This window comes from Nocardia vermiculata NBRC 100427, from assembly GCF_001613265.1.
In the GTDB taxonomy this organism is placed as follows: Bacteria; Actinomycetota; Actinomycetes; order Mycobacteriales; family Mycobacteriaceae; genus Nocardia; species Nocardia vermiculata.
The window spans coordinates 23,865-45,867 of record NZ_BDCA01000032.1 but is presented as its reverse complement, the minus strand read 5'-3'; the positions used below and the strand labels follow the sequence as shown (position 1 = coordinate 45,867).

Here is a 22,003-nt window from a genome sequence, read left to right as displayed (position 1 = left end):
CTGTGGTGCAGGCTCGACGCGTGGCCGCAGGCAACGTCAGCGCGGCAGTCCGAGCACGCGCTGCGCGATCACATTGAGCTGGATCTCGACGGTGCCGCCCCCGAAAAGCACTGCGGGCACACCGATGTAGTCGAGGGCGCCGCCACCGTCGGCAATCGCCGCCGCGGGCCCCAGTAGTGACAGCAGCGCGCGTGCCCCGTCGCGTTGCACCAGCGCGTTGTAGAGCTTCTGCACGCTGATCTCCGCGCCGACATCGGCGTCGGACATCCGGCCGAGCACATTGCGCAGATTCATCGCCGACAGCGTCATTTCGCGTCCGGTATCGCGACCGAGGACTCGGATCGCGTCGTCGCGCTCGGCCACGTACTGCCCGGAGTCGATCAGCTCCCGAACTCGGCGGGCGGAACCGTGGGTGAGCATGGCGCCCATATTCAGTCGTTCGTTGGACAGCGTGGTGACCGCCAGCCGCCAGCCGTCGCCCGGCCCGCCGACGAGGCAGTCGTCGGGCACGAAGACGTTGTCGAGGAACACCTCGTTGAACTCTGCGCGCCCGGTGGCCTGACGCAGCGGCCGCACCTGCACACCCGCGCTGCGCATATCGACCAGGAAGTACGAGATCCCTTTGTGTTTGGGTGCATCGCGGTCGGTGCGGGCCAGGCAGACACCGAAATCGGCCTCGTGTGCTTTCGAGTTCCACACCTTCTGGCCGCTCAACGACCAGCCGCCGTCGACCTTCCGGGCGCGGGTGGTCAGGCTCGCCAGATCCGATCCCGCACCCGGCTCGCTGAACAACTGGCACCAGACGAACTCGCCCCGCAGCGTCGGGCCGATGAATCGCTGCTGCTGCGCGGCGGTGCCGTGCACCAGCAGGGTCGGCAGTACCCACTCCCCGATCACCGTGGTCGGCTGCTTCACTCGGTGCCGCGCGAATTCGTCCGCGATCACGGCCTGTTCGACGGGCCCGGCCCCCAGACCGTAGGGCGCCGGGTAATGCGGTGCGACCAGACCCGCTTCGGCCAGGAGCTCGCGTCGCGGGCCACCTTCTTGAACCGGACGGTCGTCGTCCTCGTCGGATGTGCCGGTCTCCGGCAGCGCAGCCACCTGCTCCAGCACCGGTGCCACCCGGGCTCGTAGCTGCGGCAGTGCGTCCTGCTCGACGAACGAGTAGTCGCGGACATCGGTCAGTGCGGCCGCGCCGAGCCGGCGCGCCCACCCGGCGTCGGGGCCCCCGATCGAGGCGATACTCACCGCGCGCCGCCAATACAGGTGCGCGTCGTGCTCCCAGGTGAAGCCGATACCGCCGAGCAGCATCACACAGTCGTGGGTGACGTCGATCCCGGCGGGCAGCGCGGTGAGCGCTGCGTGCGCCGCGGCGAGGCGAATCTGCTCGGTCGAGTGCCCGGCGGCGCGCGCGGCGTCCCAGGCTGCCGCACAAGCGGTTTCGGTATGCACGAGCATCATTGCGGCCTTGTGCTGCACGGCTTGGAAGGTGCCGACGGGGCGGCCGAACTGCACGCGGTCGCGCACGTAGTCCACCGCCGTGGCCAGCGCCCACCCGGCGACACCGGAGGCCTCGGCGGCGAGCAGGGTGTTCACGATCAGGTCGACGCGGTCGGGGTCCGGTGCCGGTACCGCGTCCTCGTGGGTGACGAGGTCATCGTGCAGGCGCAGGCGGCCGACGGATCGGGTGAGGTCGGTGCCCTCGTCGACGATGATCTCACCCGTGCGCGCGGGCAGGCGGAACCACAGCGGTGCCCCGTCGAGGTCCGCGCGCACGATCACGGTGTCGGCTCCCGGCAGGCCGAGTACCGGTCCGCAGGTACCGGTGACGGTCCACCCGGCGTCGGTGGCGGTCGCGGTGAGCCCGGGCGTGGTGACGAGCGCACCTCCGGCCCCCGCACCGAGCGCACGCAACAACGCCGGCACCGGACCGGTGGGCTCGAGTGTGGCGAGAACCGCACCGGTCGTCACCGTGGGCAGCCACGGTCCGGGTACCAGCGCCCGGCCGAGCTGTTCGGCCACGACGGCCAGATCGGTCAGGCTTGCGTCCGCGCCGCCGTACTCCTCGGGCAGATGGATCGTATGCAGTCCCGCGCGGACCAGTTCGTCCCACACGGCAGGTTTTTCGCCGGCGGCGAGATCGTCGAAAACCTTGCGGGTCTGCTCCAGTGGGGCATGTCGGGCGGCGAGTGCGGTGACCGTGTCCGCGAGGGCACGGTGGTCGTCGTCGAGGGCGATAGGCATCAGAGGCGCTCCAGAATCATGCACGAGGTGGCGGCGGAGGCACAGATCGCGATCATCGCGATCCGGCCGTTGCGGCGTTCGAGCTCGTCGACGGCGGTCGCCAGCAGCCGGATGCCGGTGGCTCCGGCCGGATGGCCGAGCGCGATCGCGCCGCCGTTGACATTGAGTTTGTCCGAGTCGATCCGATGGACCTGCGCGAAGGACAGGGGAACCGCGGCGAATGCCTCGTTCACCTCGAACAGGTCGATATCGGCGACGTTCATGCCGGTGCGGTCGAACAACTGCTGTGCGGCGGCGACCGGGCCGTCCAGCATGTATTCGATGTCGCCACCGATGACGGTTTGGGCGAGCAGCCGGGCCCGCGGCGCCAGGCCCAGGTCCCGGGCTCGCGCCTCGGACATCAGCACCGCCGCACTGGCGCCGTCGGAGATCTGCGAGGAGGTGCCGGCGGTGTGCAGTCCGTCGCCCTTGACGGTGCGCAGTCGGGCGAGTGCTTCCATGCTGGTGTCCCGCAGCCCCTGGTCGCGGTCGACGACTGTGCTGTCGCCGTCGGTGCCGGGCACCGTCACCGGGATCAGCTGCCGCTCGAATCGCTGTTCGTCCCACGCCGCGTGAGCGCGCTGCTGGGAGCGCAAGCCGAACGCGTCGAGGTCCGCCCGGGTGAAACCGCGCCGGCGCGCGATCCGGTCGGCAGCGGTGTACTGATCGGGCGTGTCCAGCTTCCAGTCGGCCGGGCGCGGCGTCCCGAGACCGAAACCGGACTTCGCGGTCAGCGGCACCCGTGACATCAACTCGACTCCGCACGCGACGCCGATATCCAAGGTGCCCAAGGCGATCTGGCCCGCGACCAGGTGCACCGCCTGCAGTGCGGTGCTGCACTGGGCGTCGATGGTTGTCGCGCCGGTGTGCGCCGGCAGGCCGGCATGCATCCAGGCGGTACGGGTGATGTTGCCGTACTGCTCGCCGACCGGGGTCACGCATCCGCCGATCACCTGCGCCACGAGTTCGGGATCCAGGTCGAGCCGATCGAGCACGCCGCGCTGTGCCAGTCCCAGCAGTTCGGCCGCATGTAGCCCGGAGATCCACCCCTCGCGCTTACCGAACGGGGTGCGAGCCGCATCCACGATCACCGGTTTCATTTCGATACCTCCGGTCGGTTCCAGGTGCGGCCGTCGAGGCCGTGCACCTGCAGTCCCAGTTCGTCGATCAGATCGAGGCTGCTGCACAGCTTCCCGGTCAGATCCGGTGGGGCCGCACACAGCGCGGTGACCGCCTCCACCATTTCCTCCAGGTGTTCGATCTGATCCGTGCGAAGAGTCGTCCCGGCCAGCACCGCGGCGCCTTCGCTGAGCACCGCCGCCCGCGGTCGCACCGTGTTGACCCGAATCCCGGTGCCATACAACTCCGCCGCCATCCCGTTGGCGACCCGGTTGAGGGCTGCCTTCGAGGCGGCGTAGACCGCCAAGCTCGTCCCCGGCTCGACCAACCGGAACGGTGGCCCGTCGAACAGCCGGGCGCTGGCGCTGGAAATGTTGACGATCCAGCCGCGGCCGGACTCCCGCATGCCGGGGAGCACCGCCTGCATCAGCTCCAGCGGGGCGTGCACATTCATCTCGAAGGTCAGTCGACTGCGCCGCAGCGGGTAATCCGCCAGCGGTTGGTAGATCGCCGCGGCCGCGTTGTTCACCAGAATGTCGACCGGCCCCCCGAGCCGTTCCACGGCGGCGGGGACGATCCGGGCGCGGTCGTCCGGATCGGACAGGTCCGCGGCCAGTACCTCCACCCGACCGCCGTAGCCGGCGAGCCGGGCCGCGGTGTCGGTGAGACTGCCCGGCAGCGTCGGGTGGCGGTCGAGGGTCCGCGCGACCAGCAACAGATCGGCCCCCTCGGCCGCGAGCCGCTGGGCGATCCCGGCACCGATACCGCGACTGGCACCGGTGACCACGGCCCGCATGCCGGAGAAACGAGCGGTCATGACCATTTCGCGGCGAAATCGTTGATCGCCTGGGTAATTCGGCCGATCTCGGGATCGGTGAGGCCGTGGCTCATACCCAAGGTCATGCCCCGCTCGAGGACCGCGTCGGCTTCGGGCAGCCCGTCGCCGGGGATCCGGAACTCGGTGCCGGCCATCATCGGATGCCGAGTGATGTTGCCGCTCCACACCGTTCGGGTATCGATGCCCTGCGACTCGATGAACTCCTGCAGGTCGCTGCGGGAGAACGGGGCGTCGGCGGCGACCATCACCGGATAACACAGCCACGCGGTGTCGAGTTCCGGCGTTTCGACCGGCGGGACGAAGAACTGCGGGTGGGCAGCGTAGGCAGCGGTGTACGCGGCGAAGATCTCCCGGCGACGGCGGTAGTTCTCGTTCAGTTTGCCGAGTTGGACCACCCCGTAGGCCGCACCGAGTTCGGAGGGTTCGAAGTTCCACGGCACCGCGTCGAAGATGAAGTCGTTGTCGTAGTCGACGCCGTCGAGAGATTCACGGAAGACCCGGCCCGCACCGTTGCCGAACAGGTTCGGTTCCGAACGCCGTCCCCAGCGGCGCAGCAGCAGCGCACGGTCACGGGTCTGCTCGTCGTCCATCATCACCATCCCGCCGGTCCCCGCGCAGGTGATGATGTGCGCCATGGAGAAGCTGGTGACGCTCAGATCGGCGCGGCTGCCGGTGGGGGTTCCGCGCAGTCGCGCACCCAGGGTGTCGCAGGTGTCCTCGATGACCTTCAAGCCGTGCCGGTCGGCGACTTCGCGGATAGCGTCCCAGTCCGGGCAGTTGCCGGCGAGGTTCGGGACCAGGATCGCACTGGTCCGGTCAGTGACCATCGCCTCGATCCGGTCCGGGTCGATGTTGAAGGTACTGGGTGCCACATCGACGAAGACGGGGACGAGTCCGGCCCGCACCAGCGGTGCCACATCGGTGGAAAAGGTCAACGGCGAGGTGATCACCTCGCTGCCCGCGGGCAGGTCGAGCAGTTCGACGGCGAGATACAAGCCCGACGAACCCGAGTTGCACATGACGCCGAACTTCTTGCCGGACAGTTCGGGTACCCGGCGTTCCAGTTCGAACACGTTCTTGCCGATTCGGAGGCCCTGATGTCCGCTGCGGAGCACGTCGACGACGGCCTGAATCTCTTGCTCGCCGTGGGTCGCCCGGGCGTAGGTGATGCGATCGGTCATATCGGAATTACCTTTTGTGAGGAGTCGATCTGATCAGTGGTCCGTGGACAGGACGATCGCGCTGTGCGGCACCGGTGAACCACCGGTGACCAGCACATTGCCGATGTCCTTGGCCGGCTGGTTGACCGATGTGCCGCGGATCAGCCGGACGCCTTCGGCAATGCCGTTGACGCCGTGAATGTATCCCTCGCCCAGCTGACCGCCGTGGGTGTTGATCGGCAGGCGTCCGTCGAGTTCGAGCTCACCGGCAGCGATGAAGTCCTTGGCCTCGCCGCGGCCGCAGAATCCGTACTCCTCGAGTTGCAGCAGCACCATCGGGGTGAAGGCGTCGTAGAGCACCGCGGCATCGATGCCGTCCGGGCCGATTCCGGCTTGATTCCACAGCTGCCGGGCCACCAGCTCGACCTCGGGCATCTCGTCGATATCGTCGCGGTAGTAACTGCTCATCGAGATCTGCTGTGGACCGACGCCCTGAGCGGCACCGGAGATGACGGCGGGCGGGTGCGGCAGATCGCGGGCCCGCTCGGCGCTGACGATGACGAGTGCCTGGCCACCGTCGCTTTCCTGGCAGCAGTCCAGCAGTCGCAGTGGGTCGGCGATCATCCTGGAGTTCTGGTGATCTTCCAGCGTGATGGGACGGTCGTAGAACCATGCCTTCGGGTTACGGGCCGCGTGTTGGCGCGACAGCACCGAAATCGCGCCGAAGTCCGCGCTGGTCGCCCCGTACTTGTTCATGTAGCGGCGGGCCAGGAAGGCTTCCTGCTGTGCCGGGGTCATCAAGCCGTAGGGATTGATCCAGTTCCGGTATTCCTGATCGGTGTTCGCGGTATACGCGAACGGCGGTGGGCCCGAACCGAATCGGTGACCGGAGCGTTCGTTGAAGGCGCGATAGACCACGACGACGTCGGCGACACCACTGGACACCGCCAGCGCCGCCTGCTGTACCGGCGCGCACGCGCCACCGCCACCGTGCGGAATGCGGCTGAAGAACTTCAGTTCCGGAATGCCGAGCGCGCGGGCGACGGCGATTTCCGGATTGGTCTCCATGGTGAACAGCGCGAAGCCGTCCACTTCTTCGACCCCGATCTGCGCGTCGGCAAGTGCGGCCAGCACACTCTCGCAGGCCAGTTGCCATTCGCTGCGTCCGGAATTCTTCGAGAACTCGGTGGCTCCGATACCGGCGATTGCGGCGGCCCCGGAGAAGCCGGTGGCGGTCATCGTGTTCCTTCCTGGTACGGTTCGACGCTCACCCGGGCGGTGACGTGTACGCCGCGGTCGTTGCGGCCTTCGAGCGCGATGGTCACCAGGGCGCCGTCGATCTCGGTAACCACGCCGCTCATGCGCATGGTGTCGCCGGGGAAGTTCGGAACCCCGAGGCGCAGCGCGACCTTGCGGATCCGGGAAGCCGGTCCGGCCCAGTCGGTGACGTATCGGTCGATGAATCCGTTCGTCGAGTTGATGCTCATGAAGATGTCGGGCATACCGCGCTCGTTCGCGGCGCCGGGATCATGGTGCACATCCTCGAAGTCCTGCGAGGCCATCGCGGCGGCAACGATGGTGCTCCGATCCAGCGGGAGGTCCAGGGCCGGCAACTCGGTGCCCACCGTGCATTCGGGCAGGCTCATGCCGCACCTCCGCTCGGAAGCCGCAGCTGCGGAAGCATCTCGCCGTGGGCGTGTTCGGCGAAGCCGACCTCGAGTTCCATTCCGATCTCGAGCCGCTCATGGTCGACGCCGGCGATGTCGGCGACGATCCGGATTCCCTCGGCCAGATCGAGCAGCCCTACCGCCAGCGGATAGTCGAATGCCGGGTCCTTGGGATGGTGAATGACCGTCCAGCTGTGCAAGCGGCCTCGCCGGTTCGATTGGACGGTGTCCCAGGCGAAGGAGCGGCAGCTGGGGCAGGCCGGACTCGGTGGGTGGCGCAGCGTCTGGCAGTCGGCACACCGCTGGATCTCCAGTCGCCCCTGCTTCGCGGCGGTGAACCAGAACTCGTTGTCCTGGGTGACGATCAGGTGAGGTACCCCGGTCATCATGCCTCCTTGTCGGTCTGGGGCCGGAAACGGAGCAGCCGGAAACGTTCCTCGGCGAGGAGATCTCCGTGCTGGTTCTCGTAGGACTTGTGCAACGTGATGAAGCGACCCTCACCGAGCCCGGTGCGTTTGACCGGCGAGATCGATTCGATGGTGAAGTGGGCGGTGACATGGTCGCCGGGTACCAGTTCACGGTGGTAGTCCTGCTCCACGTCGGTGGCTACCACCGAGGTGAATCCCGCCTCGTCCAGCAGCGCGAGCAACCGCGCGTACGCGCAGTCCTCGACGACCCGTTCGGCGCGGAGGCGCTGTACCTCGCGCCAGCGACGGTAACCCGACATCACCCAGGTGGAGATCATCGCCGGTGGGCAGACCACGTCGGCACGACCCGTGGTGCGGGCGGCGTCGGTATCGACATAGATCGGGTTGAGATCGTCGTGTGCCTCGACCCAGTTGCGGATCATCGCCGCATTGACCGGGTATCGCGCCACCCGCGGTGGCTCGGCCTCCTGACCGACGAACTGCTCGAATTGTTGTTCCAAGGTTTGCATCACTCCCACCGCCGTTCTTGAGCAAGCGCTTGGTAAAGTACAGTAGAGATGTCCCGGCAGATGCGCATCCCCGATTCCCACTGAGTTGGACTGCGCCGCCGAATTTCGAACAACACAGGAGACACGGTGGCGCGAACGGAGAATCGGCGCGAGGAGATCATGGCGTTGGCGGCCGAGCTGTTCGCCGAACGCGGAATCAGCGCGACCTCGGTCCGCGAGATCGGCGACCGTGCCGGTGTCTTCTCGGGCAGCCTGTACCACTACTTCCGCAGCAAAAACGCTCTGGTGCAGGAGATCCTGTCCGGCTACATGACCGATATCGACCGGCGATTCGGAGAGGTCGTCGCGAACTCGAACGCCCCCCGCGACACCGTCGGCGGCTTGATCCGGCAAACCCTGCAGGTCATCGATGTGCACCCGCATCCGACGGCGATATACCAGCAGAATCGGCAGTATCTCCGTGAGCACGGCCTGCTCGAAACGGTGGACTCCGCCTCGCGGAAGATACGCAACTACTGGCTGGACGCGCTCGAGGCCGGTGTCGCCGACGGAACCTTCCGGAGCGACATACCGGCCGAGCTCTTCTATCGCACTGTGCGCGACTCGTTGTGGGCGAGCATGCACTGGCCGAGTCGCGCCGAGCACAGCACCGAAGATTTCGCGGAACTGCTGACGAAGCTGTTCTTCGACGGTTTTCTTCGGTAGGCGCGGCGCGACTCGGGTTACCGGTGCGTGGCGCTCAGCGCTCTTCGACGCCCCGATACCAGTCGAGCACCGAGCGTGCCGCATCCGCGGATTCGGTGGCGGCGACCAGGACGAGATATGAGGTCGCAAGGTCCTGCAGGCCGTTGATCGACGACTCGTATCCGATTCGGTGCGCCATTTCGCGAACCCACCGGATGGCACGCGGTCGCTCGGCCGGACCGGTTCGCGTGGCATCGCACACGATCAGCAGGCGGCGCGCCTCGACGGCCATGGCTGCCTCGGTCACCTTCTCGCACACACGATTTTCGAAGGACCGCGCTCGCGCGGTGCGCAGCAGCAGTGGGAGCCCCGCTCGTCCCTCGCCGGCGGTACCGAAGAGGAATTCGAGCGGTGTGCGGCCGAGAACGACCACGACGGCCTCGTCGCCGCTACCGCTGACGGTGATCGGTTGTGGGGGCGCGGGCGACCGGTCGCCCGGCCACCACCGGCAGGGGCCGTCCGAGACGCCCGCCGTGGTGGCCTCGATGCCGAACTCGCGAAACTCGGCGAGTATCGCGTCCTCGAGCCGGTGCGCCCGGCCCGCCGACGGAACTGCGGTGCAGCGCCCGGGAGGTACCGGTGCCCCGCCCCTAGGGTTCGTGTTCGTCGTGTTCACTGCTGCCGAACCTGTCGGTCGGTGTGCGGTGTGCCCGTGCATCGAACATCGCCTCGATTCGAGACTTGATTTCGGCGGTCGTGAACCGCGTTCCGTCGTAATTTCTGCTCTCTGCAATTGCCGACGCAGTCATGTTCCACTCCTCGAAAAAGAATTTCGTCACATACAGGGTCGAACGAATACAATGCGAGAAAAGCGGGAAGAATGCTTCCTTTTTCCTTCGAGTGTTCGACGAGGGGTGCCCGGCAAGGCTGCCGGCGTGCTGTCCGCCCGGTCTGCGGGCGGGCGGACCACGACTGCGCTGCTTACGAGACCTGCTTCAGCGCTTCCTCTTTCGCACGACCTCCACGGAGTTCTCCTGCTGCTCACGCTTCGCCGCCCGGCGTTCCTTCATGGTCGCCGACGGTTTCTTCAGCGATTTTCCACGGGATTTGTCAGCCACTGTCGCTCCTGCTTTTCGAAGTTCCATCCGACTGACTTCGACCATACGTCAGAAAAAATAAAAAGCCAGTCCGCTGCTCCCACGGTGCAGTGGACCGGAAAACAACCGGTCCAGATCACTGCCGGGCCTGTCCGCTCACGAGAAGTACAGTCCCGGCTCAGGCCTGCGCCGCCTCGCGAGCGAGCGCGCGAGCGCGATGTTCCTCGAAGCGAGGCAATTGCACCTGTTCGAGATCGTCCAGAAAGTCCCCGAGTCGCTCCCGCGCCTGCTCGCCCTGCGGCCCGAAGTCGGTGCGGCCGAAGATATCCCATCGGCGCAGCACAGGGTGCAGTACTTCCAGCAGATGCCGGCGCAGATCGTAGATGCCGTGTTTGGCCATCAGCACACCGTTGCGCCGGAAGTTCGGCATCCCGGTCCCGGGCATCCGGAAATTGCGCACGATCAGATCGATCGCGGTCATCGCCTGATCCGGTGCCAGTTCCAGCGCGGCGCCACACAGCGTGCGATAGAAGATCATGTGCAGGTTCTCGTCGGCGCCGATCCGTTGCAGCATTCGATCCGCCACCGGGTCGGCGCAGACGACGGCGGTGTTGCGGTGACTGATGCGGGTGGCCAGCTCCTGAAACGACACGTAGGCCACCGAATACAGGAACCCGGGCTCGTCGGTCGCGATGGCCGTGTCGGTGGCGTGGAATCCGCCGGTCATATGCTGCATGCGCGCCTGCTCCAGGGCGACGGGGTCGACACCGCGAGTGACGATCAGATAGTCGCGGATCGCGATACTGTGGCGGGCCTCCTCGGCCGTCCAGCGTCCGACCCACGTCCCCCAGGCACCGTCGCGGGAGAAGTTCGCACTGATCTCGCGGTGGTAGGACGGCAGGTTGTCCTCGGTGAGCAGGTTCGTCACCAGCGCCGCCTTCGCCACCTCGGACAACCTGGATTGCCCTGGATCCCAATCATTTCCGCCGAGCATGGCGAAGTTGCGTCCGTCGTTCCACGGCACGTAGTCGTGCGGATGCCAATCCTGAGCCAGGGCGAGGTGGCGGTTCAGGGCGGACTCGGCGACCGGCTCGAGCTCGGTCAGGATCTCGCGCTGGGTCAGCGGACGGGTCACCGCGCACCCGCCGACGCTTGCGACATCTGCAACACAGCACCCTCCGTACATCCGGGTCCGGGCACAGTTGCATGCCCGGACGTCAACACCTGTCGAGCATGCGCGCACCCGCAGCGGCGGTGTAGGGCCCAAGGTCCTCGTTCCGGAGTGCCGGTGCCACCGGCTACTCGGCCGCAATGCCCTGCCGCAAGCGTTGATTCGCAACGACGACCGTCCCAGTGGGTGCGTGATCGGTTCTCGGCCCGGGGTCTGTCGCCGGGGTGTATGGGACTTTCGGCCCTGTTCCCCCTCGTCCCGGCATGGTGAGATGTGAGCGACCCACGCTTTTCGTCTCTCTTTTCGTCTCTGAGGAGTGCTGCACCGTGACCGGCCACGCCCGCGCCACCGACGGCGCGCCCAGCCGTGTGGTGCCGCTGGAACGGGCCGAGGCGATGCGCCTGCTCGAGGGAATCGGTTACGGGCGGGTGGTTTTCACACGGGACGCGCTGCCGGCCATTCGCCCGGTCAATCACCTGGTGGACCGCGACGGCACGATCATCGTGCGCACTCGGCTCACCTCGCGCCTGACCTCATCGATCCGGGCCGATCCCGAGGTGGTCGTCGCCTACGAGGCCGATGATATCGACCCGCGGACCCGCACGGGCTGGTCGGTCGTGGTGACCGGACTGGCCCGCACGGTCACCGACCCGGCCCGCATTTCCCGATACGAGGACCTGTTGCAATCGTGGGTTGCCGCGACCATGGACACGGTGGTGGAGATAGAGCCGTCGCTGGTCACAGGCATCAGGCTCGTGGCTGTCACCGGCTGATCTATCGTGAAACACCGCCGCTGCTCCCCGATTGGATGCCCACCATGATCTCGGTCTTCCTGGTCGACGACCACGAAATCGTCCGCCGCGGCCTGACCGATCTGCTCGACAACGATCCGGATCTGTCGGTGGTCGGTGAGGCGGGAACGGTGGCGCAGGCGCTGGCGCGCATCCCCGCGGTGCACCCGGATGTCGCGGTCCTCGACGTGCGACTGCCCGACGGGAACGGCATCGAACTGTGCCGGGAGCTGCTGTCGAAGCTAGATACGCTGCGGTGCCTGATCCTGACCTCGTTCACCGATGAACAGGCCATGCTCGACGCGATTCTCGCCGGTGCCAGTGGATATGTGGTCAAGGACATCAAGGGTATGGAGCTCGCGCGGGCGGTGAAGGACGTCGGATCCGGGAAGTCGCTGCTCGACAACCGGGCCGCGGCGGCGCTGATGGATCAGTTGCGCCGCGGCACCGAGCCCGCCGGACCACTGGCCACCCTGACCGAACAGGAACGCACCCTGTTGACTCTGCTCGGCGAGGGACTGACCAATCGGCAGATCGCCGAGCGGATGTTCCTCGCGGAGAAGACCGTCAAGAACTATGTTTCCCGGCTGCTCGCGAAGCTCGGCATGCAGCGCCGCACCCAGGCCGCGGTCTACGCGACCAGAATCCACTCCGGCGACCATGACCGGTAACTCGGTCGGCGCGGCAGAGGACCCGCGTTTCGGCCCGCATTCGGTGCGTGACACGCTGTCGCAGCTGCGGCTGCGCGAGCTGCTGTCCGAGGTCCGCGATCGGGTCGACGAAATCATGGACTCTCGCGACCGGATGGACGGTCTGGTCGAAGCGATGCTGTCGGTGACCTCCGGACTCGATCTCGCCGAAACCCTGCGCACCATCGTGCATGCGGCGATCAATCTCGTCGATGCCCGCTACGGCGCGCTCGGGGTGCGCGGACACGACGAACATCTCACCCAGTTCATCTACGAGGGCATCGACGAGACCACCCGCGCGCTGATCGGCGAGCTTCCCGAAGGCCACGGAGTGCTGGGCATGCTGTGCACCCAGCCCGAACCGATACGACTCGAAGACCTAGCGCGGCACCCGTCGTCGGTGGGGTTTCCACCGCACCACCCGCCGATGCGGACCTTCCTCGGGGTGCCGGTGCATATCCGCCACGAGATCTTCGGCAACCTCTATCTGACCGAGAAGACCGGCGGTCAGCCGTTCACCGAAGACGACGAACTGATCGTGCGGGCACTGGCGGCCGCCGCGGGGATCGCGATCGAGAATGCGCGCCTGTACCAGGCGGCACGCAACAGGCAGATGTGGATCGAGGCAACTCGCGATCTGACCACCGAATTCCTTGCTGCCACCGATACCGGGACCGTGCTCGACCATCTGGTCGAACACGTGCGCAGGCTGACCGATTCCGAGCAGGTACTCCTGGCGACGGTCGATGATCCCGATGTGCCGGTCGGGCAGATCGCCGCGCTGCGGGTGACCCGCTCCTCCGGCCTACGAGCGGGGGAAACCGCTGCCTCGCTGGCGGTCGCGGGTACGGTCGGCACGGTCTTCTCCGATCGCCTGCCGCAGCGCTTCGACGATGCCGCCGCGGCGGAACTCGACGCGATGTTCCCCACCGGCGGCCCGGTACTGCTGACCCCGTTGCACGCGCGCGATTCTCCGCAGGGGATCCTGATCGCAGTACGTGCCACGGACGCCGCGCCCTTCGACGACGAGATGCTGGAATTGGCCGCCGCGTTCTCCGATCAGGCGGCACTGGCCATGCAGTTGGCGGCGACCCACCGGCGCCTGCGCGAACTCGATGTGCTCACCGACCGCGACCGGATCGCCCGCGACCTGCACGATCACGTGATTCAGCGGTTGTTCGCGATCGGCTTGTCCCTGCAGGGCGCGATTGCGCACACTCGGGTTCCGGCCGTGCAGACGCGACTGGCCGATGCCATCGACGGCCTGCAGGATGTGGTGCAGGAAATCCGTACCTCCATCTTCGACCTGCACGGTGGCACCAGCACCCGGTTGCGGCAGCGGCTCGAGGAGGCGGTCCGCCAGCAGACCGGCGACACCGGAGTCCGCACCACGTTCCGGGTGACGGGGCCACTGTCGGTGGTGCATTCGCAACTGGCCGACCATGCCGAGGCCGTCGTTCGCGAGGCGGTCAGCAATGCGGTCCGCTACGCCCGCGCCGGCATCATCGAGGTGGCGATCGTCGTCGGCGACGACCTCACGGTCACGGTGACCGACGACGGATGTGGAATCGGCGCCGACATCACTCCCAGCGGGCTGACCAATCTGGCGCGGCGCGCCCAGTCGCTCGGTGGCCGGTTCGAGTTCGGAGCCGGGCCGGCGGCGACCGAAAATCCGGACAGACCGGGCACAATTCTGGTGTGGTCGGTGCCGTTGCGCTGATCGCGCGTCGCGACAGTGCGACCTTGGGCGTACCTGTGCGAATGGATTCGTATCCGGCCATAAATCAACGCTAGTGTGGAGTGGTGCAGCTCCGGTACAACTTCCGCCTCTACCCGACCGTGGGCCAGCAGCGGAAGTTGGCGCGTGCGTTCGGGTGTGCTCGGGTGGTGTTCAACGATGCGCTGGCCGCGCGGAAGGCCGCGTTCGAGGATCGGTTGCCGTACCTGCCGGACTCGGAATTGTCGAAACGGTTGACCGAGGCGAAGAAATCTCCGGACCGTGCGTGGCTGGCCGAGGTGTCCAGCGTCGTTCTGCAACAGGCGCTGGCGGACTTGAATGCCGCGTACCGGGGTTTCTTTGAATCGGTCACTGGGAAACGGAGAGGGGCGCGGGTAGCGCCGCCTCGATTCCGGTCGCGCAAGGACAGTCGGCAATCGGTCCGGTTCACGAAGAACGCGCGGTTCGCGGTGACTCCGGCCGGCGCGTTGCGTCTGCCGAAGGTCGGAGATGTGCAAGTGCGCTGGTCGCGGGAGTTGCCATCGGAACCGTCCTCGGTAACCGTCGTCAAGGACGCGAGCGGCCGGTATTTCGCGTCGTTCGTGGTGCACACCGAGGCCGAGCCATTGCCGTCGACCGAGTCCGAGGTGGGTATCGATCTCGGACTGACGACGTTCGCGGTCCTGTCGGATGGCAAGACGATCGCCTCGCCGAGGTTCCTGCGGCAAGCGGAACGGAAGCTTCGCAAGGCGCAGAGAGCGTTGTCCCGCAAAGAGAAGGGTTCGAAGAACCGGGCGAAGGCCCGAGTCGGGGTCGCGAGGGCTCACGCCAGGGTGGCCGATACCCGCAAAGACTGGGCGCACAAGCATTCCACGGCGATAGTTCGTGACAACCAAGCGATCTATGTCGAGGATCTGAGCGTCAAGGGTTTGGCTCGCACGCGGTTGGCGAAGTCGGTGCACGATGCGGGCTGGTCGCTGTTCACCCGCATGTTGGAGGAGAAGGCGCAGCGGTACGGCCGCACTTTCGCCAAGGTCGACCGATGGTTTCCCTCCACCCGCATGTGCTCGGTGTGTGGGGCGATCGGCGGAAAGAAACCATTGCACGTGCGGGAATGGACCTGCACGTGCGGGACAACCCACGATCGAGATCTCAACGCCGCGAGGAACATTCTGGCCGCCGGACGGGTGGACAGTCGAAACGGCTGTGGAGCCGAAGTAAGACCGGAACGTGTTCCGGCACTTGGCTGAGAAGCAGTACCCCACCGAGAGTGGCGCGAGCCGCTGGTAGGAATCCCCGTCCTTCAAGGCGGGAAGGACGTCAAGTCTGGGAATTCACCTTCCGCGCGCTTCCGCGCGCGCTGGAGTGGCTGAACTGCGTCGACTGATGGCGCCGCTGGGGCCCCGTGTGCGACACCGTGCCGTTTCACGCGGGTGACTGCCCGTCGGGCGCCACATCCGTCACTCGAGCCGACCACTGTCTTCCGCACCGCCTCGTCTGCCGTGGCGCTTGCGCCGGCACGTCAGTGGGATGCAATTCCGGTGCAAGAGCTGCCCGGCACAGTCGAATCCATGGACGAGACATTCGAAGTGGTGGTAGCCGGAGCCGGACCGGTCGGGCTGATGCTCGCGTGCGAATTGCGGCTGGCCGGGGTCGACGTACTGGTGGTCGAGCGGCTGACCGAACCCGATCTCACGATCAAGGCGGGCGCAGTCAATGTGCCTACGGTCCAGGCATTCTCGCGGAGAGGCCTGCTGGACGGGTTGCAGCAACGGCACCGGGCGGCGTTGCAGAAGATGGCCGAGTTCCGTGCTGCGGCCGGCTCGGCACCCATCCCGATGAAGCTGCCCGGGGGTCATTTCGCCGCGATCTTTCTCGACGGGGAAGTGATCGACCACGATGATCCGGACTTCGCCGATCTCGGCCCGATCGGCGACGCCTGGTTCGTCGATCAGCAGGGCATCGAGCAGATACTCGGCGAACGCGCGGCCGAACTCGGTGTGCCGTTGTGGCGTGGCGCCGAACTGACCGGGTTCCACGACGACGGCGACGGTGTGCGGATCGAGCTGGGCGACCGGGCCGTCGGTGCGCAGTGGCTGGTCGGATGCGACGGTGGCCGCAGTGCGGTACGCAAACTCGCCGGTTTCGACTTCCCGGGTGTGGACCCGCTGATCACCGGGCATCAGGCCGTCGTCGAGATGACCGGCACCGAGGGTCTGCGGCCGGGCTGGCACACCACCGAGCACGGCATCTACGCCTACGGGCCGATGCCCGGCCGGTTTCTCACCGTGGAGATGGACGGCCCGCCCGCCGACCGCGATGCCCCCATCACCGCGAGCGAGCTGGAGGAGAGTCTGTTCGCCGTGTCCGGCGTCCGGGTCGAGATCGGTACGGTGCATTCCGCGACCCGGTTCACCGACAACACCCGCCAGGTCACCGACTACCGGCTCGGACGGGTGCTACTCGCCGGTGATGCCGCCCACGTCCACTCACCGTTCGGTGGGCAGGGCCTCAATCTCGGGATCGGTGATGCGGTGAACCTGGGCTGGAAACTGGCCGCCGTGGTGCGCGGCGACTCGGATGCGGAACTGCTGGATACCTATACGGCAGAGCGACATCCGATCGGCGCCTGGGTGCTGGAGTGGACTCGCGCGCAAGTGGCGATCATGCGTCCGGACCCGCACAGTCGCGCCATGCGCACAGTCACCCGGCAGCTGCTGGCCTCGCGCGACGGTGCGACCTTCGTCTGCAAGAAGATCCGTGGCGTCACCCATCGCTACGATCTCGGCGACGGCCACGAACTGCTCGGCCGGGCCGCCCCCGATATCGAACTCGCCGACGGTACCTGGCTGAGCCGGCACTGCACCGACGGCCGCGCGCTCCTGCTGGACCTCACCGATTCGGCGCCACTGCGTTCCGTCGCGGCCCGATGGAGCGACCGGGTGCGGGTGCTGACCGTGAAGGCTGCGCAGCCGCGGAACTTCTCGGCCCTGTTGATCCGGCCCGACGGTTGCGTGGCGTGGGCTGCCGATACCGGTGAAACGGCCGGCCTGGAAGGTGCCCTGTCCCGCTGGTTCGGAACTCCGGAGGGCGCTGCGGCGGTGTCGTAGCGCCGCTCGTGGTGAGCCACAGCAGAGATACCCCGAGCCGTCGGCGTGGTCGCCGAGGCGAATGCCCGGTTCAACCGGCCGATTCTCGCCAGGTGTCGACGTGTTGGATCCGGTCCCTGCCGCAGCACGGTGAGGAGGGGTGTGCGCGGGTGGCAAGTCGGCTGCCGAACGCTAGGCTCGCAGTCGTCGTGTGCCGGCGTCGACGCACCCTCGGCGGCGGTGCCACAGTCCGTTAGATACCGCTCGGGGGTATGGTATAAGTGGTGTGTCTCGCCCGTTCGATCGCAAGGACCCGATGTGAGTAACCCGACCACGACCGCCACGGCAACAGTGTGCGGCGATCGGGACGTCACCGGGCCGCTGGCGACCGGTCTCCATGCATGTGGCCAGGGCGAGCGGTGACCAGGAGATCGGCTCGCGGCGGCCGACCGGGCGCACAGACGAGCGTCGCACGGTGAAGATTCGCGCGCGTTCCGGGTATTCGGCGGTCGCGGCGCTGCTGGCGCTGCTGTTCCTCGCGGCGATCCTGGACTGTACCGGGCACCGGGCAGACGAATACCCCCATGCTGTCTCCAGCACAGTGATGGCCGCCGCACCCGGAGCAGCCGCCGACCATCTGCACGGCATCGACGACCACCCCGGCGACCACTGCGACCAGCACACGCTGCACTGCCTGGAGCAGCTGATCCTGCCCACCGGCACGACGGTCGCGCCGGAGCTGTGGTTACTGCTGATCGCGGTGGCCGCCCTCGCCGTGTTCGCCACGGCAAGTCCCCGCATCCGCGTCATCAGAGGGCCGCCGAGCGGTGGCCTGCCCGTGGCGAGTGGGCAAGCGATTCTCACAGAATTCTGTATCTGCCGACGCTGACCGGTCAGCGCCAGGCCGACGCCTACGAAGTGCGCCGGCCGGTGTCCGCTGCCCGCTCATCGTCTTCACCGCCGGATGGCGGTTCGGATACAGAAAGCCACACATATGAACAACGTCGTCCCCGACGCGATCGCCGGGCACGCTGCGGCCGTACTGACACCACCGGCTCCGGCACGCAGGCTGCATTCGCTCGTCGGCAATACCCCGGTGCTGTGGGTGGGGGCGCCGCTGGCGCCCGCCGGACGCGGATTCTGGGCGAAACTCGAAGGAGCCAACCCCGGCGGGATGAAGGATCGCCCCGCCCTGCACATGGTGCGCTGCGCGAAACAGCGCGGTGAGCTGGCCGACGGTGCTCGCATCATCGAATCCAGCAGCGGCACGCTGGGTTTGGGACTGGCGCTCGCGGGCACGGTGCTACACCACCCCGTCACCGTGGTCACCGACCCAGGGCTGGAACCGATCGTGGAACGCATGCTCACCTCCTACGGGGCGCGCGTCGAACTGGTAGCCGAACCGCACCCCAGCGGCGGCTGGCAACAGGCACGGCGTGATCGCGTCACCGAGTTGCTGGCCGCCGAACCGGGCGCCTGGTGCCCGGACCAGTACAACAACCCCGACAATGTCGCCGGATACGAAACACTCGGCACCGAGCTGATCCGTCAGCTGGGCAACGTCGATGTCCTGGTGTGCGCGGTCGGCACCGGCGGGCATTCGGCCGGCGTGGCACGGGTGCTGCGCCGATTCAACCCGGACCTGAAACTGATCGGCGTGGACACGATCGCCTCCACCATCTTCGGTCAGCAGGCGGGGCCTCGGGTGATGCGCGGGCTCGGCTCGAGCATTCTCCCCCGCAATGTCGACTACCCCGCCTTCCACGAAGTGCACTGGGTGGCACCGGCGGAAGCCGTGTGGGCCTGCCGAGCCCTGGCCGGAACACATTATGCGACCGGCGGCTGGAGCGTTGGGGCAGTCGCGCTGGTCGCGGGCTGGGCAGCGCGTAGCTATCCGGCCGGCACCCGGATCGCCGCGGTGTTCCCGGACGGACCGCAACGCTACTTCGACACCGTCTACAACGACGACTACTGCCGCGCACACGGCCTCCTCGACGCCGATCCCCCGATCGAACCGGAGACGATCGCGCATCCCGCCCAGCAAGTGGTGCGCTCGTGGACGCGCTGCACCACGGTCGTCGACCCTCGCGCCCTCGGCCGATCCGGAAAGGACGCTTCGTGAACGTACTGCAGAGCTTCCGCAGCTTCGATCTCGCCGCGCGGCTGCTGATGGTCAACCAGTTCGGCATCAACCTCGGCTTCTACATGCTGATGCCGTATCTCGCGGGCTACCTCGCCGGACCCCTGGGATTGGCGGCGTGGGCAGTCGGACTCGTGCTCGGGGTGCGCAATTTCTCCCAGCAGGGCATGTTCCTCATCGGCGGCACCCTCGCCGACCGGCTCGGCTACAAACCGCTGATCGTCGCGGGCTGTCTGCTCCGTACCGGCGGTTTCGCCCTGCTGGTGTTCGCGACGTCGCTCCCGGCCATGCTCATCGCCTCCGCGGCAACAGGTTTCGCCGGGGCGCTGTTCAATCCCGCGGTGCGTGCCTATCTGGCCGCCGATACCGGTGAGCGCCGCGTGGAAGCGTTCGCCGTGTTCAACATCTTCTATCAAGCCGGCATTCTGGCCGGTCCCCTGGTGGGCTTGGCACTGATGGTCCTCGACTTCCGGGTGACCGCCGCCGCCGCGGCCGTCGTCTTCGCGGCTCTCACCGCGGCGCAACTGTTCGCCCTACCGGAGCGCCACGACCGAAGGAACGCCGAACAGACTGCGGTACTGCAGGATTGGCGAACCGTGGTGGCCAACCGTCGCTTCCTGTGGTTCTCGCTGGCGATGATCGGCTCGTACGTGCTGTCGTTCCAGGTGTATCTGGCGTTGCCGCTGCAGGCCGAGTATCTGGCCGGGGCGAACGCGCAAATGCTCGTTTCGGCGCTGTTCGTGGTGTCCGGGGTGGTCGCAGTGGCCGGGCAGCTCCGGATCACCGGATGGTTCGGCGCTCGCTGGGGAACGAGCCGAAGTCTCGTGCTCGGCATGATGATCCTGGCCGCCGCCTTCCTGCCGCTGCTGCTCGTCCCCGGGCCCGGGCTCCTCGGAGTCGCCGTGGCGATCGGCGCCCTGCTGCTGACCACCGCGCTCCTCGCGGTCGGCACCGCAGTGGTGTTCCCCTTCGAGATGGATACCGTGGTCTCCCTCGCGGACGGGAAGCTGGTGGCGACCCACTACGGCTTCTACAACACCATCGTCGGCATCGGCATCCTGATCGGCAATCTCGCCACCGGTGCCGTCGTCGGCGCCGCCCGAGCCGGTGGGGCCGACTGGGCAGTATGGGCCGGCCTGGCCCTCATCGGCGCGGTATCGGCCTACGCCCTGCACCGACTCGACCGCTCACGACCGCAAAGGCCGGTCGCTCCCCCTGCGGCAGAGCGCCAGGAGGTGCAGAAACCAAGCTGATCCTGTCGCGAGACCCCTGCGACCCGCATCTCTCGAAGCGGCCGCAGGGGCCCACGGGCTAGGGCACGTCCGGTCACGAGATGTGTTGGACCGTGCGGGCGACGCGGCAGCGAGCGGCTCAGGAGAACAAGTCGTCGAGGGTCGGCGCGGTGAGGATTCGAGTCGTCCAGGCACGGATCTCGGCAGGAGTAGCCGACTGGACACGTCGGATCGCAGTGTTCGGGAGCGAACCGAATTTAGCGGCCATCTGTTCGAGCAGCACTTCTGCCCTACCGAGTGCCTTGCCGCGTGCTTCTCCGCGTGCTTCTCCGCGTGCTTCGATAGCTTCTGCCGTGGTCACGATCGCCTCCTTTGCTCGTGGGCCGAGCTGTTCGAATACTGCCGCGACGTCGGGCTCGGGGGTTTCGCCCACCGTCATGATGTAGGTCAGGACGGTCAGGTAGTCGGCGACGGGGTCCGGTCCGGCGTCGAGTTCGCGCAGGTCTTCGAGCCAGTTCAGCATATCGTGTCCGAGCGCCTTGTTCTTGGGGGCGATACGTTGCAACACCAGCAACACGCGGGTCGCCGGCGTCAGGTCGCGTACCCGCAACGCGTCGGGGCTCAGGACGGCGACATCGTCGAGGAGGAACTGCAGCCGGGGCAGGTAGGGGGCCAGGACCTCGCGGGTGAGGTTGTCGACATCGATGAGTTCCGCGAGCTCGGTGGGCGCCGACCAGGCGTGCCCTTTGGCGGTGTTGTGTACGACGAGCGGAACGATCGCAGGAAGGGCTGCGGTGGAGATTGTGCCGGAGCGTTTCGGTTTACAGTCGTTGAGGTGGCGCCGCCAAATGGCGGTCATGTATTCGAGCATGCGGAAGGCCATGAACCGATCACTGCTGGACTGGTGTTCGAGCAGGATGTAGATGTAGGCGGGCCGATCGGCAAGACGGGCGCGATAGAGGACGTCGCTGTAGCGGTCGCGGAGATCGGGGTGGACGAAACTACCTGGTTGCAACTGCAGATCGGTCCAGTCGATGAGCGACACCAGTGCGGCGGGTACGGCGCTTCGGATTTCGGAGACAGCGTTTTCCGGGCGGGCCATGACAGCCCGGAAATAGGAGTCGTGCGGGTTGGACCGCTGCTCGCTCATGGCGGGTGAGGCTACGGGGTGTGGTTGTTCGGCGGCCAATCAGGCAAACCGGGTAAACCGTGAAATACGGTCTGCCGCAAAGAGTTCTGCGGTTACGACGTCATAACTATCTGGTAGTGTGACGGATACAAGTCAGCCCCGGAAAGTGCACCAACACTCGCCGGGGCCTGGGCGAGGATCTGAGAACAGCAGACCGACGCCGTAGCCACAGAGGCTACCGCATTCGGCGATTCAGCCAC

General features: G+C 66.9%; 21 protein-coding genes. 9 read left to right on the top strand and 12 right to left on the bottom strand.

Translation table 11 applies throughout. The features are described from left to right. Nucleotides 1–36 precede the first annotated feature (36 nt). Genes NV2_RS25740 through NV2_RS25705 form a run of 8 tightly spaced genes read right to left on the bottom strand, consistent with a single transcriptional unit; the run spans nucleotide 37 to nucleotide 8,004 of the window. Nucleotides 37–2,244: an acyl-CoA dehydrogenase family protein gene (locus tag NV2_RS25740; RefSeq protein WP_067879746.1), complete on the bottom strand. Its 2,208-nt coding sequence runs from the start codon at nucleotides 2,242–2,244 to the stop codon at nucleotides 37–39. Further along, nucleotides 2,244–3,383, bottom strand: a complete 1,140-nt coding sequence (locus NV2_RS25735; RefSeq protein WP_067879742.1) for a steroid 3-ketoacyl-CoA thiolase — start codon at nucleotides 3,381–3,383, stop codon at nucleotides 2,244–2,246. The genes NV2_RS25740 and NV2_RS25735 overlap by 1 nt, the downstream gene beginning before the upstream one ends. After that, a complete protein-coding gene (locus tag NV2_RS25730) occupies nucleotides 3,380–4,219 on the bottom strand; it encodes an SDR family NAD(P)-dependent oxidoreductase (protein ID WP_067879740.1) in 840 nt (279 codons plus the stop codon). The genes NV2_RS25735 and NV2_RS25730 overlap by 4 nt, the downstream gene beginning before the upstream one ends. Then, nucleotides 4,216–5,421, bottom strand: a complete 1,206-nt coding sequence (locus NV2_RS25725) for a DegT/DnrJ/EryC1/StrS family aminotransferase (protein WP_067879737.1) — start codon at nucleotides 5,419–5,421, stop codon at nucleotides 4,216–4,218. The genes NV2_RS25730 and NV2_RS25725 overlap by 4 nt, the downstream gene beginning before the upstream one ends. Nucleotides 5,422–5,454: 33 nt before the next feature. Continuing rightward, entirely contained in the window at nucleotides 5,455–6,639 is a 1,185-nt protein-coding gene (locus NV2_RS25720; protein ID WP_067879734.1) for a lipid-transfer protein, read from the bottom strand. Then, entirely contained in the window at nucleotides 6,636–7,046 is a 411-nt protein-coding gene (locus tag NV2_RS25715; protein WP_067879731.1) for a hotdog family protein, read from the bottom strand. Before NV2_RS25715 ends, NV2_RS25720 begins: the two co-directional genes overlap by 4 nt. After that, nucleotides 7,043–7,453, bottom strand: a complete 411-nt coding sequence (locus tag NV2_RS25710) for a Zn-ribbon domain-containing OB-fold protein (RefSeq protein ID WP_067879728.1) — start codon at nucleotides 7,451–7,453, stop codon at nucleotides 7,043–7,045. Before NV2_RS25710 ends, NV2_RS25715 begins: the two co-directional genes overlap by 4 nt. Then, nucleotides 7,453–8,004, bottom strand: coding sequence for an FAS1-like dehydratase domain-containing protein (locus tag NV2_RS25705; protein ID WP_067879725.1), 552 nt, complete (start codon nucleotides 8,002–8,004; stop codon nucleotides 7,453–7,455). The genes NV2_RS25710 and NV2_RS25705 overlap by 1 nt, the downstream gene beginning before the upstream one ends. 126 nt (nucleotides 8,005–8,130) lie before the next feature. On the opposite strand from NV2_RS25705, the gene NV2_RS25700 reads away from it, so the two are divergent. Next, a complete protein-coding gene (locus NV2_RS25700) occupies nucleotides 8,131–8,709 on the top strand; it encodes a TetR/AcrR family transcriptional regulator (protein WP_245662780.1) in 579 nt (192 codons plus the stop codon). 34 nt (nucleotides 8,710–8,743) lie between these two features. On the opposite strand, the gene NV2_RS25695 is transcribed toward NV2_RS25700, so the two are convergent. From NV2_RS25695 to NV2_RS25685, 3 genes are all read right to left on the bottom strand, one after another. Continuing rightward, nucleotides 8,744–9,364: a hypothetical protein gene (locus NV2_RS25695; RefSeq protein ID WP_067879722.1), complete on the bottom strand. Its 621-nt coding sequence runs from the start codon at nucleotides 9,362–9,364 to the stop codon at nucleotides 8,744–8,746. Nucleotides 9,365–9,683: 319 nt separating this feature from the next. After that, nucleotides 9,684–9,806, bottom strand: a complete 123-nt coding sequence (locus tag NV2_RS32740) for a hypothetical protein (RefSeq protein WP_281198559.1) — start codon at nucleotides 9,804–9,806, stop codon at nucleotides 9,684–9,686. 157 nt (nucleotides 9,807–9,963) lie between these two features. Then, a complete protein-coding gene (locus NV2_RS25685; RefSeq protein ID WP_067879717.1) occupies nucleotides 9,964–10,920 on the bottom strand; it encodes an acyl-ACP desaturase in 957 nt (318 codons plus the stop codon). A gap of 362 nt (nucleotides 10,921–11,282) precedes the next feature. Here NV2_RS25685 and NV2_RS25680 point away from each other — a divergent pair, with 362 nt between their 5' ends. The 8 genes from NV2_RS25680 (at nucleotide 11,283) to NV2_RS25645 (ending at nucleotide 20,635) form a co-directional block, all read left to right on the top strand. After that, entirely contained in the window at nucleotides 11,283–11,729 is a 447-nt protein-coding gene (locus tag NV2_RS25680) for a pyridoxamine 5'-phosphate oxidase family protein (RefSeq protein ID WP_067879714.1), read from the top strand. A 44-nt stretch (nucleotides 11,730–11,773) separates the two neighbouring features. After that, nucleotides 11,774–12,418, top strand: a complete 645-nt coding sequence (locus NV2_RS25675; RefSeq protein ID WP_067879840.1) for a response regulator transcription factor — start codon at nucleotides 11,774–11,776, stop codon at nucleotides 12,416–12,418. Beyond that, the gene (locus NV2_RS25670) at nucleotides 12,408–14,156 is read left to right on the top strand and encodes a GAF domain-containing sensor histidine kinase (protein WP_067879711.1); all 1,749 of its coding nucleotides are present in this window, start codon (nucleotides 12,408–12,410) and stop codon (nucleotides 14,154–14,156) included. Before NV2_RS25675 ends, NV2_RS25670 begins: the two co-directional genes overlap by 11 nt. A gap of 83 nt (nucleotides 14,157–14,239) precedes the next feature. Further along, nucleotides 14,240–15,403, top strand: a complete 1,164-nt coding sequence (locus tag NV2_RS25665; protein WP_067879837.1) for an RNA-guided endonuclease InsQ/TnpB family protein — start codon at nucleotides 14,240–14,242, stop codon at nucleotides 15,401–15,403. Nucleotides 15,404–15,724: 321 nt separating this feature from the next. Next, nucleotides 15,725–17,263 carry an FAD-dependent monooxygenase gene (locus tag NV2_RS25660; protein WP_157103092.1) on the top strand — a complete coding sequence of 513 codons (1,539 nt, stop codon included), beginning with the start codon at nucleotides 15,725–15,727 and terminating at the stop codon, nucleotides 17,261–17,263. A gap of 454 nt (nucleotides 17,264–17,717) precedes the next feature. Continuing rightward, nucleotides 17,718–18,131: a putative copper homeostasis (lipo)protein LpqS gene (gene lpqS / locus NV2_RS25655; RefSeq protein WP_157103091.1), complete on the top strand. Its 414-nt coding sequence runs from the start codon at nucleotides 17,718–17,720 to the stop codon at nucleotides 18,129–18,131. 105 nt (nucleotides 18,132–18,236) lie between these two features. Continuing rightward, nucleotides 18,237–19,364 (top strand): PLP-dependent cysteine synthase family protein, encoded by a 1,128-nt coding sequence (locus NV2_RS25650; RefSeq protein WP_067879705.1) that lies wholly within the window; start codon nucleotides 18,237–18,239, stop codon nucleotides 19,362–19,364. A 47-nt stretch (nucleotides 19,365–19,411) separates the two neighbouring features. Beyond that, entirely contained in the window at nucleotides 19,412–20,635 is a 1,224-nt protein-coding gene (locus tag NV2_RS25645; RefSeq protein WP_067879832.1) for an MFS transporter, read from the top strand. 118 nt (nucleotides 20,636–20,753) lie between these two features. Here the strand turns inward: NV2_RS25645 and NV2_RS25640 are convergent, their stop codons facing one another. Beyond that, nucleotides 20,754–21,764 carry an Rpn family recombination-promoting nuclease/putative transposase gene (locus NV2_RS25640; RefSeq protein WP_067879702.1) on the bottom strand — a complete coding sequence of 337 codons (1,011 nt, stop codon included), beginning with the start codon at nucleotides 21,762–21,764 and terminating at the stop codon, nucleotides 20,754–20,756. Between the last annotated feature and the right edge of the window lie 239 nt (nucleotides 21,765–22,003).

Coding starts and splice junctions, on each gene's coding strand:
- NV2_RS25740 (WP_067879746.1), bottom strand. CDS start 2,244: ATGCCTATCGCCCTCGACGACGACCACCGTGCCCTCGCGGACACGGTC.
- NV2_RS25735 (WP_067879742.1), bottom strand. CDS start 3,383: ATGAAACCGGTGATCGTGGATGCGGCTCGCACCCCGTTCGGTAAGCGC.
- NV2_RS25730 (WP_067879740.1), bottom strand. CDS start 4,219: ATGACCGCTCGTTTCTCCGGCATGCGGGCCGTGGTCACCGGTGCCAGT.
- NV2_RS25725 (WP_067879737.1), bottom strand. CDS start 5,421: ATGACCGATCGCATCACCTACGCCCGGGCGACCCACGGCGAGCAAGAG.
- NV2_RS25720 (WP_067879734.1), bottom strand. CDS start 6,639: ATGACCGCCACCGGCTTCTCCGGGGCCGCCGCAATCGCCGGTATCGGA.
- NV2_RS25715 (WP_067879731.1), bottom strand. CDS start 7,046: ATGAGCCTGCCCGAATGCACGGTGGGCACCGAGTTGCCGGCCCTGGAC.
- NV2_RS25710 (WP_067879728.1), bottom strand. CDS start 7,453: ATGACCGGGGTACCTCACCTGATCGTCACCCAGGACAACGAGTTCTGG.
- NV2_RS25705 (WP_067879725.1), bottom strand. CDS start 8,004: ATGCAAACCTTGGAACAACAATTCGAGCAGTTCGTCGGTCAGGAGGCC.
- NV2_RS25675 (WP_067879840.1), top strand. CDS start 11,774: ATGATCTCGGTCTTCCTGGTCGACGACCACGAAATCGTCCGCCGCGGC.
- NV2_RS25670 (WP_067879711.1), top strand. CDS start 12,408: ATGACCGGTAACTCGGTCGGCGCGGCAGAGGACCCGCGTTTCGGCCCG.
- NV2_RS25660 (WP_157103092.1), top strand. CDS start 15,725: ATGGACGAGACATTCGAAGTGGTGGTAGCCGGAGCCGGACCGGTCGGG.
- NV2_RS25650 (WP_067879705.1), top strand. CDS start 18,237: ATGAACAACGTCGTCCCCGACGCGATCGCCGGGCACGCTGCGGCCGTA.
- NV2_RS25645 (WP_067879832.1), top strand. CDS start 19,412: ATGGTCAACCAGTTCGGCATCAACCTCGGCTTCTACATGCTGATGCCG.
- NV2_RS25640 (WP_067879702.1), bottom strand. CDS start 21,764: ATGAGCGAGCAGCGGTCCAACCCGCACGACTCCTATTTCCGGGCTGTC.